The sequence below is a fragment of the Actinoplanes xinjiangensis genome, assembly GCF_003148685.1.
In the GTDB taxonomy this organism is placed as follows: domain Bacteria; phylum Actinomycetota; class Actinomycetes; order Mycobacteriales; family Micromonosporaceae; genus Actinoplanes; species Actinoplanes xinjiangensis.
The window spans coordinates 182,785-196,121 of the sequence record NZ_QGGR01000004.1 but is presented as its reverse complement, the minus strand read 5'-3'; the positions used below and the strand labels follow the sequence as shown (position 1 = coordinate 196,121).

At 70.7% G+C, this 13,337-nt stretch carries 10 protein-coding genes; 4 read left to right on the top strand and 6 right to left on the bottom strand.

Features of this window, described 5'->3' with window-relative positions; genetic code table 11:
* Positions 1–22: 22 nt before the first annotated feature.
* Entirely contained in the window at positions 23–1,042 is a 1,020-nt protein-coding gene (locus BC793_RS10690) for a sugar ABC transporter substrate-binding protein (protein ID WP_158319224.1), read from the bottom strand.
* A 160-nt stretch (positions 1,043–1,202) separates the two neighbouring features.
* Between BC793_RS10690 and BC793_RS10685 the strand changes: the two genes are divergently transcribed.
* From BC793_RS10685 to BC793_RS10675, 3 genes are all read left to right on the top strand, one after another.
* The gene (locus tag BC793_RS10685; protein WP_109591814.1) at positions 1,203–3,143 is read left to right on the top strand and encodes a putative bifunctional diguanylate cyclase/phosphodiesterase; all 1,941 of its coding nucleotides are present in this window, start codon (positions 1,203–1,205) and stop codon (positions 3,141–3,143) included.
* Between the two features lie 140 nt (positions 3,144–3,283).
* On the top strand, positions 3,284–3,799 hold the full coding sequence (locus BC793_RS10680) for a SigE family RNA polymerase sigma factor (RefSeq protein ID WP_109591812.1): 516 nt from the start codon (positions 3,284–3,286) through the stop codon (positions 3,797–3,799).
* A 6-nt stretch (positions 3,800–3,805) separates the two neighbouring features.
* The gene (locus tag BC793_RS10675; RefSeq protein WP_146246229.1) at positions 3,806–5,038 is read left to right on the top strand and encodes a hypothetical protein; all 1,233 of its coding nucleotides are present in this window, start codon (positions 3,806–3,808) and stop codon (positions 5,036–5,038) included.
* A gap of 52 nt (positions 5,039–5,090) precedes the next feature.
* On the opposite strand, the gene BC793_RS10670 is transcribed toward BC793_RS10675, so the two are convergent.
* Entirely contained in the window at positions 5,091–6,551 is a 1,461-nt protein-coding gene (locus BC793_RS10670; protein ID WP_109591808.1) for a glycoside hydrolase 5 family protein, read from the bottom strand.
* A gap of 336 nt (positions 6,552–6,887) precedes the next feature.
* Here BC793_RS10670 and BC793_RS10665 point away from each other — a divergent pair, with 336 nt between their 5' ends.
* A complete protein-coding gene (locus BC793_RS10665) occupies positions 6,888–7,712 on the top strand; it encodes a metallophosphoesterase family protein (RefSeq protein ID WP_239169852.1) in 825 nt (274 codons plus the stop codon).
* On the opposite strand, the gene BC793_RS10660 is transcribed toward BC793_RS10665, so the two are convergent.
* Genes BC793_RS10660 through BC793_RS10645 form a run of 4 tightly spaced genes read right to left on the bottom strand, consistent with a single transcriptional unit; the run spans position 7,702 to position 13,309 of the window.
* Complete coding sequence (locus BC793_RS10660; protein WP_158319223.1) at positions 7,702–8,433, bottom strand: endonuclease/exonuclease/phosphatase family protein; 732 nt, start codon at positions 8,431–8,433, stop codon at positions 7,702–7,704. The genes BC793_RS10665 and BC793_RS10660 overlap by 11 nt on opposite strands.
* A 2-nt stretch (positions 8,434–8,435) precedes the next feature.
* Positions 8,436–10,427 carry a prolyl oligopeptidase family serine peptidase gene (locus tag BC793_RS10655; protein ID WP_109591804.1) on the bottom strand — a complete coding sequence of 664 codons (1,992 nt, stop codon included), beginning with the start codon at positions 10,425–10,427 and terminating at the stop codon, positions 8,436–8,438.
* Between the two features lie 15 nt (positions 10,428–10,442).
* Positions 10,443–11,732: an SPFH domain-containing protein gene (locus BC793_RS10650; protein ID WP_109591802.1), complete on the bottom strand. Its 1,290-nt coding sequence runs from the start codon at positions 11,730–11,732 to the stop codon at positions 10,443–10,445.
* Positions 11,729–13,309, bottom strand: coding sequence for an SPFH domain-containing protein (locus tag BC793_RS10645; RefSeq protein WP_109591800.1), 1,581 nt, complete (start codon positions 13,307–13,309; stop codon positions 11,729–11,731). The genes BC793_RS10650 and BC793_RS10645 overlap by 4 nt, the downstream gene beginning before the upstream one ends.
* Positions 13,310–13,337: the final 28 nt, after the last annotated feature.

Here is a 13,337-nt window from a genome sequence, read left to right as displayed (position 1 = left end):
CACCGGGCATCGCGGTTGGGGATCAGCTCACCGCGGAGAGCGGGCGCAGATGGGCGGGATCGGTCAGTACCCGGTCGACCGCGGCACTGAGGGCCTCGGCCCGGGTCGCGACCGTCGCCTGCCGGGCCACGATCTCGTCGACGTTCAACCGGTCGACGGCCACGCCCGGCACGTACAGCCAGCCCTTGGGCAGTGCCTTCCCGCTCTTGGCGTGCTCGGCCTGGAGCCGGCCGGCGACCGCGCCCTTCACGTAGTGCTCCGGTGACACCAGGATCAGGTCGCCCGCCTTGACCGCGGCCAGCGACTTCGGGTCGATGTCGAAGGCGCCGGCCACCCAGGAGGCGACCTCGCGGCGACGGATCTCGGCGAGGTTCCAGCCGTCCGCGTCACTCGTGCCGATGAAGGCGAGCGCCGACTGGTTGACCTTGACCAGGGTCTCCCAGGCCTCCATGTTCGCCTCCACCTCCTGTTTCGTGTCGAACGGGCCGAACACGCTGACGGCGGGAAGCTTCTCCTTGAACTCGTCGCGGATCCCCATGGCCCGGCGGTCGAGCACCGAGACCCCGGGTGAGGAGGTCCCCAGGACGACCTTGCCGGTGGCGTTCGACGGGAGCTGGGTGATGACCTTCCGGGCGAGCATCCGGCCCAGCTCGTAGCTGTCGTTGCCGATGAACAGCTCCACGCCGGCCGACGGCAGGGCCGGGCTGTCCACCGCGATGATCGGCACGCCGTCGGCGATCGCCGACGCCATCGGTTCGACGAACAGGTCCGGGGTGAGGGTGAAGACCGAGATGCCGTCGTCGGCGCTCTTGCGCATCTCCTGGAAGAGGGCGAGCTGCCGCGGGCCGTCGACGATGTTGGGGCCGTCCACCTGAAGGCTCACGCCCTTGACCTGGTTCACCCCGGCGATGAACCCGAGCGACATCTCCTGGGAGAAGTTGAGCTGCTTGTTCGCCACCACGAACCCGACCGTGGGCGTACCGCCCTCGTCGTCGGCCTGTTTCGTGCACGCCGCCGGACCGAGGAGGAGCAGAACCAGCACAGAGGGAAAGATCCGATATTTCATAGCTCTTCCATTTTCAACCCTCAGCTAAGTCAGTATGAGGGATCTCCTTTAACCGGACGCCGGTTCAGCCGATCGATAGCACCGCGAGCGGCCCCCTCAAGCGGTCCGCATCGGGACGTTCTGTGGAGGTATCGGGGTGCTCGGGAAGGTTGTCCGCAGCAAGGCCGTGGCGCGTGCCGCCGTCATCGGTCTTGCGGTCGGTGTCTTCGCGCTGGCCGCTCTGGCCGCGATCAGCATCACCACCAACGCCAGAACCACCAGTCACGTGCGGCACGTCTCCGAGATCAGTGATCACTGGGCCGAGCTGGACATGAACATCAGCGTCGAGACCGAGGCACTCAACAGCTACGTCGTGAACAAGAAGTTCGGGCGGGATCTGCTGGACAGCGCCGTACACTCGGCCAGCCCCGGGCTGGCGTGGCAGGCACGCAACGGTGACGAACTCGACGTCCAGAACGCGACCCTGGCCACCGACGCCTACGGCGCGTTCACCCAGACCCTGATCGACGTACGCCGCGCGACCAGCGACCCGGAGTACATGAAGGTGCTGGCCGACCAGGCCGCCCTGGGCTCGTCCATGCTGCGCAAGACGGCCAACGCCAACGTCACCCGGCACCGGCTGGCGATGGACGCCTACCTGGCCGACGCCGACCAGTTCAACCAGAAGCTCAGCCTCGCCGCGACCGTCGTCTGCGGCGTCGACTTCCTGCTGCTCGTGCTCTGCGCGTCGATCCTGCTCACCCACCAGCGCCGGATCGAGGGCCAGGCGGTGGAGAGCCGCTACCGCGCGCTGCACGACGAACTGACCGGGCTGGCCAACCGGGCGCTGCTGGCCGACGAGATCGACGCCGCGCTGTGGGTGGCCGGGCAGGAGCACGAATCGGTCGGTCTGCTGCTGCTCGACCTCAACAAGTTCAAGGAGGTCAACGACACCCTCGGGCACCACGCCGGCGACCTGCTGCTCAAGGAGGTGGCGGACCGGCTCACCGCCGCGGTCCGCACCACCGACACGGTGGCCCGGCTCGGCGGTGACGAGTTCGCCGTACTGATGCCGGAGATCAACTCCCCCGAGCACTGCTCGGAGATCGCCCGCCGGCTGTTGGAGGCCCTGGAGGGCCCGGCCGAGCTGGAGGGCGTCACGGTCGACATCAGTGGCAGCATCGGCGCGGCGGTCTACCCGCTGCACAGCTCGTCGGGCGCCGAGTTGCTCCAGCACGCCGACATCGCCATGTACACCGCCAAGCGCAACCGCCTCGGCATCGCCGTCTACGACCCGTCGGCCGACAACCACAGCTCGCAGCAGCTGAGCCTGATCGGTGAGCTGCGCCGGGCCATCGACGAGGACGAGCTGGTGCTGCACTACCAGCCGAAGGTGTCGACCAGCACCTGGCGGGTGGTGGGCGTGGAGGCGCTGATCCGGTGGGAGCACCCGGTCCGCGGCCTGCTCCAGCCGGGTGAGTTCATCCCGCAGGCCGAGGAGAACGAGATCATCGTTCCGCTCACCGACCGGGTGCTGACCATGGCCCTCAACCAGCACCGGATCTGGCGCGCCCAGGACACACCGCTCCCGGTGGCGGTCAACGTGCCGACGGTCTGCCTGCTCGACGAGACCTTCCCGGACCGCGTCGCGAAGGCTCTCGCCGCCTCCGGCGTCGCACCCGGCGCCCTCACCCTGGAGATCACCGAGACCTCCATCATCAGCGACCCGGTACGCGCCACGGCGATCCTGACCGAGCTGCGGGCGATGGGTGTCCGGCTGTCGGTGGACGACTTCGGCACCGGCTACTCGTCGATGTCGTACCTGCAGAACATGCCGCTCAACGAACTGAAGATCGACCGCAGCTTCATCCGGACGCTGTCGGACTCGCACGGAGGCACCGCGATCGTGCGTGCCGTCCTCGAACTGGCCCGGGCCCTGGAGCTGGAGGTGGTGGCCGAGGGCGTCGAGGACGAGGAGACGCTGATCCTGCTCGGGAGCATGGGCTGCACGTACGCCCAGGGCTACTACATCAGCCGGCCGGTACGCGCGGCCGACCTGATGGCGTGGCTCGGCCGGCCGGCTCTGGAACCGGTGTAGACCGGTAAGCCCGCGAACCGCCCCCGGTGATCTTCACCGGGGGCGGTTCGGCGTTCCGCCGGTCACACTGAAAATCGTCTACAACCGATCCTCGCGCGCCACCGTCGGACAGGGTGAGACAGCGACAGGGAGCGGGGCCCATGCCGGAACGATCCGACCGTGACTATCTGGCGTACGTGCACGCGCGCGTGGCCGGGTTGCGGCGCACCGCCTTTCTGCTCTGCGGCGACTCGCACCAGGCCGACGACTTCGTCCAGGAGACCCTGACGAAGCTGTACGCCCGGTGGCCGCGGATCGGGCGGGTGGACAACGTGGACGCCTACGTGCACACGATGCTGGTCCGGGTCTTCCTCGACGACCGGCGGCGGGGCTGGTGGAAGGTCCGGTTGCTGACCGGTCCACCGGAACCGCCCCCGGCCGAGGGCAACCCGGAGGACGGGCCGGTGGTCCGGGCCGCCCTGGCGAAGCTGCCACCACGGCAGCAGGCGGTGCTGGTGCTGCGTTACCTGTGCGACAAGCCGGTCCGTGAGGTGGCCGAGCTGCTGCGGTGCTCGGAGGGCACCGTGAAGAGCCAGACCGCGCACGGGCTGACCAGGTTGCGTGCCCTTCTCGGCGTCCCCGACCTGGAACCCGCCGTCTCGCCGAATCGATGGTGACCGATCATGAGAGATGAGGATCAGATGATCGATGAGCGCGCGGTCCGGCTGCTGCGCCCCCTGCGGGAGGAGCCGGAGGGCCCGCCGCTGATCGACGTGCCCCGGACCATGGTGGAGGGCCGCCGGCGCCGGGTGCTGCGCCGATGGTCCGGAGGCGCGGCGCTGATCACGCTGACCTCGGTGGCCGCGGGCGGCGGCACGCTGGCGGTGTCCGCGCTGCGGGAACCGGTCCCGGCCCCCACCGTCACCGCCACGGCGACCGCGGCCCCGAGCCAGGTGGCCGCCGCGCCGGCCGTACCGACCGGATGCAAGGTCACCCGGCTGCCCACCGACGGCGCCCGGAAGGCGGCTCTCACGGCCGGTGACCCGAGCGGGCGTTATCTGGGCGGGCGGACCTACGGGACCGGCGGCGGCCCGATCATCTGGAAGGACGGAAGGATCTTCGCCCGTCCCCGGCTGACCGGCGAGGACGCCGGGCTCAACGACATCAACAGCTCCGGCGTCGCGGTCGGGTCCGCGTTCCTCGGCCAGCGACAGCAGGGGTACGTCTACCGCGACGGCCGGGTGACCGAGCTGGACGGTCAGCACACCGCCCCACTGGCGATCAACGATGCCGGTGTCATCGTCGGCGCCATCGGCGAGGTGCTGCACGAGGCTCCGGTCCGGTGGGACTCCCCCGGCGCGACGGCGGTGCGGCTGCCGCTGCCGGCCGGTATGACGTCGGGCCGGGCCGACGCCGTCGACGAGGACGGCACGGTGGTCGGCCGGATCGCCGCCGACAGCAGCAAGCTCGACAGCGGCTACCTGTGGCTGCCGGACGGCACCGGGCGTGCCATGGAGATGCCCGAGATCGAGGGGGGCCCGGCCGACTACTTCTGGCCGGACTCGATCAGCAACGGCTGGGTGGCGGGCCGGGCGGTCGACGACCGGGCCGACGGCAGCCGCTGGTTCACCGCGATGCGTTACCGGATCGCCGACGGCTCCTGGCAGAAGCTGCCGAAGAACGTCCATCCGAACCTGATCGCCGAGAACGGCTGGGTCGCCGGAGGACCCGCCGGGCGCGACGAGGCGCCGATCATCACGGCCGGTTCCGAGGTGGTGAGACTGCCGCGGTACAAGACGGCGAAGGAGTACGAGATCAGCACCGTCAGCGCCGACGGCCGGCGGGTCGGCGGCTACATCACCGACATGGAGGGGGAACTGGTCGGCAACGAGCCGCTGCTCTGGACCTGCCGCTGACACGGACGGGCGGGCGCCGCGGTCGCGGCGCCCGCCCGGTTCCCTTCCGAGGTCAGGAGACGGCCACGTCGTCGAACCAGACGGAGCCGGTGTTGTCGCCCGACTTGAGGTGCAGCTGGACGCTGGTGGCACCGGCCGGGGCGACCGCCTCGACGACCATCTTGGTCCAGGACGAGGTACCGGCGGGCAGACGGTTCGAGGTGTTCTGGCTGATCCACTTGCCGTTGACGTCGAACCAGCTCAGCGCGATCTCGGTGACGCCGGTGGCGTTGACACCGCGGGCGTACGCCTCGGCCCGCCAGCGGTAACCGGCCTGGACGGGGGTGATCGGCGCGGTGACCAGGGACGGCAGCCCGGCGGTGGTGCGGGTGGTACCGGAGAAGCGGGCCGAGTTCGTACCGGTGCGGGCGACGTCGGTGACGATCACCGGGGTGCCGGCGCCGGTGTTGGCGAGCCGCCACGGCGACTCGGCGGCGGCGGCCTCGAAACCGAGGTTGAGCAGGCTGTTCGGGACGGTGCCGGTGGTCCACCAGCTGCGCACCACGGTCGCGGCGAACTTGGCGGTGCCGTCGGCACGGTAGAGACCGAACCTGTATTGGGCGGGCATCGTCGACACCTGCGAGTTGGCCGGGATCGCGCCGGTCGCGAAGTCGTTGAGCGTCCACGGCGACACCGACCCGACTCCCGCCTCGGCCGCGGCACGGAACACCCGGGCCAGGTAGGCGCCCTGCTCACCCTCGCTGACCACGGCACTGCTCACCCCGGTCTCGCCGATCACGACCGGCGCCGGGGAGACGGCGGCCTGCGCCTTACGGATCTCGGCGAGGGCCCGCTCCGAGGAGCCGTAGAAGTGGAAGTCGTAGTAGTCGAGGGGGGTGGCGGCCAGCGCCGACCTGATCTGCGCCATGCCGTTCGCGCCGGTGCCGCCGTCGACCGAGAGGGTCAGCGGCAGTTCGGGGGCCCAGGCGCGGATCGCCGGGATGACCTGCTTGACCCAGGTGACCGCGGCGGCGTCGCCCGGCTGGAACTCGTTCTTCAGCTCGACGGCGATCACCCGGGGGTCGTTCACGTACGGCGCGAGGACCGACTTGGCCCAGTTGATGCTGTTGGCGACCTCGTTGTAGCCGGACCACCAGTCGAAGAGGGTGACCTTGACGGTGAGGCCGTGCGCGTCGGCGATGCTGACGAACTTGCGCAGCTTCTCGGCGTACTCCGGCTTCGGGGTGGGCCAGCCGAACGCCTGCGGGAAGAGGATCACCCGGACGTTGTCGGCGCCCAGGCCGGCGATCCTCGCCAGGTCGGCGTCGATCCGGACCGGGTCGAACCCGGTCCACATCGCCGACCAGCCGGCGTCCGACGGGTAGTAGTTGAGCGACTTCGCCGTCTGCACCGCCGCCATCCGGTCCGTCATGGTGGGAGTCTCCTCCACCGCGAGGGCGGGCGTGGCGGTGAGACCGAGGCTCATCAGAACGGTGGAGGCGAGGATGCCAGCGCTGACGCGGAAGCTGCTCATGGGGGATCGATGCCTCTCGCAAGGTTGCTTTTCGGGGGTGACCTCTCATTCGGCGCCGGCGTCGGTTCCTGGAGCTTCCGGCTGATGGCAAGGTGGTTGCAAACCGGGTGCGCCCTTTTCGGACGTTGCGAACCGGTTGCCGGCCCGGCCGGCTCCCGCACTCCTCCTCCCGCCCGCACCGGCCCTGCGTTGCCGTGCGGTTGCCCTGCAACCTTCCGGGGTCCCCGTCCAGAATCGACCGGCGGTCCGCCGGCCGCCCGGCGACGGCGGCGGTTTTCACTCCGCGGAGTTGCGGGACGGGTGGACCGGTTGCAGTGATCCACGAACCACGATTCGATGGCTGTCGACCGAAGCGCCGACGGGGAGAACGACATGCGACTGCTGGACGACCTGCCGAAGCGGCTCGCGACGATTCCGTACCGGGCCGCCGGTCCCGGCGGCGCCACCCGGACCCTGCAACTCGCCGTCGAGAGCCTCCGGGTCGACGCGCTGCCCGCCGGTTGCCCGGCGCTGCTGGCCACCGGCGATCTCCAGGGCATCGCCGTCTCCCCCGACGACGGAAAGCCGGTCCTGCTCGGCGTCGCCCTCGCCGGATACCTGCGGCTGTGGGCCGGCAGCGGCCTGCTGCCGCCGCCCGGTGACATCACCGTGCTGCTCACCGGCGATCTCTACTCGGCGCCGAACGCGGACCTGCGGGGCGCGTCCGGTGACGTCCACGACGTGTGGGCGGCCTTCGCCGCCGGCTGCCCGGCGGTCCTCGGCATCGCCGGCAACCACGACGTGGTCACCGGCGGCGTCAGCGGGTTCGGCCCCGGCGTGGCCCTGCTCGACGGCACCCGGCGCGACCTCGGCGGCCTCACCGTCGCGGGCGTCAGCGGGGTCATCGGAGACCCGGCAAAACCTTTCCGGCGTACGGAGGAGGCGTTCCTGACCACGGTGAAGGCGGTCAGCTCGACCCCGCCGGACGTGCTGCTCCTGCACGAGGGCCCGCGTGGCACCGGCCCCGACCAGCCCGGCCGGCCCGCGCTGCGTGAGCTGCTGGAACAGCGTCCCCCGGCGATCACCCTGTGCGGGCACGTGCACTGGACCCGCCCGGTCGCGCCGCTCGGCAGTGGTCACATCGTCAACGTGGACGCCCGGGCGGTGCTGTTCACCACCTGAGATCCGCCTCGACGGCGTAGTGGTCGGAGAGATGGGCGGGGCGGCCGTCGTCCAGGCGTACCTCCTCCTGGAAGCGCAGCCGGGCCCCGGCCCGTGGCACCGCCCGGACCAGGACGTGGTCGAGAGCCGTCGGCGACGGCCAGTCCGGCGCCGGCCGGTAGGTGGGCCGGGTGTCGCCGGCCAGCACGTCGCGCAGACCGGTCGCCGTGAGGAAGCCGGTGAGCAGGGCCGACGTCCGCGACACGTTCAGGTCGCCGGCGACGACCAGCGGCGTCGCCGGATCGAACGCCGCAAGCCGGGCGGCCAGATGATCGAACTCGGATCTCAGCACCGCGGTGAAGCGGTCGTCCAGGCGCGCCGACAGATGCGTGTTCACCACGACGACCTCGCCGTCTCCGGTGGCGATCGTGGTGATCAGGGCGCCTTTGCGCATCAGGAACTCCGGGCGCGCCGGCCCGGTCCTCGGGTACGGCGTGAACTCCCGGGCCACGATCGGCCACCGGGACAGCACCACGAGACCGCCCTTGAGCAGGACCGATCCGGTGTACGCCGGATACCGCAGGCCGGGAGCCAGCGCGCGGATCAGGTTCGCGTTCCGCCGGTACATCACCTCCTGGAGGCAGACGACGTCGTAGCCGCCCTGTTCCAGCCGCGGGCCGAGCAACCGCAGGCGGGGCCGTACGTCACCACGGAACAGCGTGTTGAAGGTCAGCAGCCGCACGGTCAGCGAACCAGCCTGCGCCAGAGGAACTCGAGCATCAGCGCCCGGAGCGTGGCGGCCTGATCGTTGTCGGCCGCACCGGCGTGACCGCCCTCCACGTTCTCGTAGTAGGCGACGTCGTGCCCCTGCTCACGCATCAGGGCCACCATCTTGCGGGCGTGCCCGGGGTGCACCCGGTCGTCCCGGGTCGAGGTGGAGAACAGCACCGGCGGGTACGACCGATCGGGCCGGACGTTCTGGTACGGCGAGTACTCGCGCAGGAACTCCCAGTCGGAGGCGATGTCCGGGTCCCCGTACTCCGCGATCCATGACCGTCCGGCCAGCAGCCGCGTGTAGCGGCGCATGTCGAGCAGCGGCACCGAGGCGACCACCGCACCGAACAGCTCCGGGTAGCGGGTCAGCATCACACCCATCAGCAGGCCGCCGTTGCTGCCGCCCTTGATGCCGAGCTGCTCCGGGGTGGTGATCCCGCGCGCGACCATGTCGGCGGCGACCGCGGCGAAGTCCTCGTACGCCCGCAGCCGGTTCTCCCGCAGCGCGGCCCGGTGCCAGCCCGGACCGTACTCGCCGCCGCCCCGGATGTTGGCGACCGCGTAGGCGCCGCCCCGGGCCAGCCAGCCGCGCCCGATCACCGCGTCGTAGCCGGGCGTGAGCGCGATCTCGAAGCCGCCGTAACCGCTGAGCAGTGCCGGGCCGGGTTTCTCCCCGCCCACCACGAAATAGGGCACCCGCGTCCCGTCGGCCGACGTGGCGAAGAACTGGCGCACCTCCAGGCCGCCGGGGTCGAAGAAGGCCGGCTGTCGTTTGAGGACCTCGGCCGGCCCGCCGACCGTGCCGAGGCTCAGCGTCGCCGGCCGCAGGAAACCCTCGGAGGCGATCAGGTACGCGTCGTCACGATCCGGATCGGTCTCGACGATCCACGTCTGGGCGAACTCCCCAGCCGCGGGCAGCGGCTCCCGGATCCATTCCGGCTCACCCGGCGTCAGCGCGTACGCCTCGGTCCGCACGTCGGTCATGGTCACCAGCAGCAGGTGGTTGCGGGTCCACGACCAGCTGTTGAGCGACGTGCGCTCGTCCGGCCGGAACAGCACGGTGAAGTCCCGCTCGCCGAACCGGGTGACCAGCAGCGACCCGGCCGGATGGGTGACGCCGCCGACCGTCCACGGTGACCGCACCCGGACCAGCATCCACTCCCGGTGCACCTGGCAGTCGGCGTCCTCGGGCACGTCGATCCGCTGCAGGGCACCGCCCGGCTCCGCCACGTGGTGCTCGCTGGTGAAGAAGGTCGGGTGCCGGACGACGACGTCACGCCGGTAGCCCTCGGTCACGTCGTGGTAGGCCCGCACCAGGATGTCGTCGGGCTGTCCCTCGAAGACCGTCTCGGCCGCCGACAGCGGGGTGCCGCGCCGCCACCGCTTCACGACCCGCGGATAACCCGACGAGGTCAGCGATCCCGGCCCGAAGTCGGTCCCGACGAAGACATGATCCGCGTCGATCCAGTCGACGTCGCTCTTCGCCTCCGGCAGGGTGAACCCGTCCGCCACGAACTCCCGCCGGACCAGGTCGAACTCGCGCACCACCGACGCGTCCGCGCCACCACGCGACAGGCTGATCAGGCAGCGGTCGTGACCGGGCCGCAGCACGGTCACGTCGCTCCACGTCCAGTTCTCGCCCTCGGCCTCGTTCAGCGCGTCGACGTCCAGCAGAACGTCCCAGTCCGGGTCGTCCCGGCGGTACTGCTCGGCGGTGGTGCGCCGCCACAGGCCCCGCGGATGCCCGGCGTCCTGCCAGAACGAGTAGTAGAAGCCGTCACCGCACCAGGTGGGGTACGCGATCCGGTCGCTGCTGTCCAGCACCTCCCGGATCGCGTCCTTCGTCCGCGTGAAATCCTCGTCCGCCAGGGCCCTCAGCGTCTCGGCGTTGCGCTCCGCGACCCATCGGGCCGCCTCGGGCTCGTCGAGGGATTCCAGCCAGAGATACGCATCGTCGATCATCGGTCGACGATGGCATCAAGCCGCGTCGTTGCCAACCCCGCCGGCCGGGCGCTGGGCGGGCGGCAGCGCGACCGCACGCGGCAGCAACTGGGCGGCCAGCAGCGTGGCCAGCGCCGACGTGTCCGCGCCGCCGGCGCCGTCGGTGCGCACCACCACCGGCTGCGGTGCCTGCCCGGCCAGCTCGGCGCCCACCTCGAGCCGGCGCAGGGCCAGCTCGTACTGCAGGACCGCCCGGTTGTCCCGGTAGGCCTGGGCCAGCCGGCGCTGCGCCTTCGCCTCGTTCTCCGCCGCGATCAGTCCACTGCGGCCCCGGGTCTCGATCTCGAACCGGACCCGCTGCGCGTTCGTCTCCTGCTCCTCCAACAGCTGGGCGACCTGCTCCCGGGCCTTGTTCAGGGACGCCTTCACCTCGACGATCCGGGCGTCACGGACCTTCTTGGCCCGCTCGATGTCCATCTGCAACTGGTCGATCCGGCGCTTGCGGGTCAGTCCCCACTCCTGCTCGTAGGCGGCGCTCTCCTTCGCCACCCGCTCCCGGGTGGCCAGATGCTGCTGGTACTGGGCGGGCAACTGGACGTCCGGGATGTTGCAGCCGGTGATCCGCACGCCGTACCGGTCGAGCTGCCGGTTCAGCAGATCCTGCATGTCGGCCACATCCGAGCCGCGCAGATCGTAGGCCCGCTCGGTCTGCACCAGACGGGCCCGCTGCCGGATGGCGTCCTGCACGGCACTGGACAGCACCAGGTCGAAGTTGCCGGCTCCGATCGTGCGGACGAACAGGACGGCGTCGGTGATCCGCAGCTTCAGGAAGAACTCGATCGAGCGCAGCGGCACGTTCTCCCGGGTCGGGCAGGCCATCACCGGCGCGGAGTACGGGATCTCGGTCGCCACGTCGACCACGAACGCGACCCGCGACCACGGGTGCCACAGGTAGTGCCGGCCCGGGTCCAGGGTGCGGCTGACCGCGCCGTACCGGGTCAGCACCCCGTTGGTGCCCTGCTCGATCTCCACGATCGAGCTGCGCCACCACCACAGCGCGCCGACCAGCAGGAAGAACGCACCGGAGAGGTACGCCAGGACGGCGAACACGCCACCGTCACCGCGGATCGAGAACATCACCCCGGAGAGCAGGGCCAGCAGGCCGAGCCAGAGCGGGGCGAGCCAGCCGAGCCGGCGGCGGTGCTTCGGGATGACGACCGGGACCAGAGTGCCGGCCTCGCCACCGCGCAGCAGCCGCGCCACGTCGCTCCACGGCGCCACCACCTCGCTGATGGTGGAGCTGCGGCCCTTGGTAGCCGTACTCATGCCTGGTCCTCCTGCTCTTCCACCGCAACCGCCACAACGACCGGCTCGTCGGCGTCGCGCAACGCGTTGATCTCCTGCTCCCGGTCGGCGATGCGCTGCGCCACCTCGGTCAGCCGGGTACGCATGTCCGCCATGTCGGCCGCGGTGAACAGTTCGTTGCCGCGCTCGCCGACCATCTCCCGGGCCAACTGGAGCAGGTCGATGCCGACCGCACCGTTCGGGTCGGCGGAGCCGCCGATCCGGACCAGCTGCGGCAGGTGCCCGGCCACCTCCTCCAGCCGGTCGAGGACCTCCCGCTGGTAGCGGTACTCCAGGATCTCCGGGGCCTCCGCCACGGTCACCGCGCGGATGTCCAGGGCCTGGGCTTCCAACAGCGCCGCGTTGGCCTTGGCCTCCGACTCGGCCAGGACGTAGCGCTGCCGGGCGGTCGCCTCGGCCCGGTTGGTCTCCCGTTCCAGGGCGGTGTCCATCTGGGCCTGATACTGCGCGATGTCCGCCTGGATCGCCGACAGCGTCTCCTGGAGGCTGGCGAGCTCCTTGATCAGGTCGCCCTCGTCCTGCTCCTTGCGCAGCTGCAACGCGTACTCGTGGGTGTAGGCGTCCTTCGCGACCCGCACCATCTCCGGCGCGGCCAGGTCCATCCGGTACTTGCGGTCGGACGGCTCGGCGTGCGTGATGTTCGCGTTCGTCAGCTCCACCGCCGGGCGGAACTGCTGGTTCAGCTGGTCCAGCAGCCGGCCGGTCTCCTCACCGACCATGTTGTAGATGTCCGCCGCCGACTGTTCGTAGATCAGGCTGCGGATCGTCTCGCTCACCGCGTTGCCGAGTTTCTCCTCGAACCCGCGGACCGCGCCGAGGGTGTAGACGAACTCCACCGGGTCACTGATCCGGAACTGGATGAACAGGTCGATCGACGCCTTCACCCCGCCCTTCGTCGGCGCCTCCCGGACCGGTGCGTTGAACGGGTACTCCCGGGTGGTGTTCAGGATGTACGACACCCGCTTCCACGGGTTCAGCAGAATGATCCGCCCCGGGCCGACCACCTGCTCCAGCTTGCCGAACCGGGTGATCAGCGCGGCGCAGCCGTCCGGCACCATCACCATGCCCTGCCGCCACCAGACGAAGCCCACCGCCAGCAGCGACAGCACCCAGTAGTGCACGCCGAAATACGGGTTCGTCAGGACGTCACCGCCGGCCACCCCGATCGCCGCGGCCGCCGCCACCCCGATCACCGGGAGCAGCAGCACCGGCAGCATCGTCACCAGCGAACGCCCACGCGGGATCACCATCGGGCAGATGACGTGCACCTGCTCGCCGTCCTGCCGACGCAGCTCGCTGCGGTTGAGCACCTCCCCCGCCTCGTCCAGCGGAACCATCCGCTGTTCCATGACGGTGTCGACGCTGCCGCCGAGATCCCGTGCCGCCGGGAAGTCGACCGGATCGACCCCCAGGTCCAGCTGCCCCGACGCCGCGGCCTTCCCGAGCCGGCGGGCCTCCTCCACGGCCACCGCCCGTGGATCGGCCCCCTCCGCGATCGCATTGGCCGCCTTGCGTAATCCCTGCTGGAGACGCGCCACGGTCCCCCCTCTTCCGAAGCTGTGGAAC

What these genes read in the sequence shown, in the direction of transcription:
- BC793_RS10650 (WP_109591802.1), bottom strand. Translation starts at nt 11,732, where the DNA reads ATGAGTACGGCTACCAAGGGCCGCAGCTCCACCATCAGCGAGGTGGTG.
- BC793_RS10655 (WP_109591804.1), bottom strand. Translation starts at nt 10,427, where the DNA reads ATGATCGACGATGCGTATCTCTGGCTGGAATCCCTCGACGAGCCCGAG.
- BC793_RS10665 (WP_239169852.1), top strand. Translation starts at nt 6,888, where the DNA reads ATGGCTGTCGACCGAAGCGCCGACGGGGAGAACGACATGCGACTGCTG.
- BC793_RS10680 (WP_109591812.1), top strand. Translation starts at nt 3,284, where the DNA reads ATGCCGGAACGATCCGACCGTGACTATCTGGCGTACGTGCACGCGCGC.
- BC793_RS10670 (WP_109591808.1), bottom strand. Translation starts at nt 6,551, where the DNA reads ATGAGCAGCTTCCGCGTCAGCGCTGGCATCCTCGCCTCCACCGTTCTG.
- BC793_RS10675 (WP_146246229.1), top strand. Translation starts at nt 3,806, where the DNA reads ATGAGAGATGAGGATCAGATGATCGATGAGCGCGCGGTCCGGCTGCTG.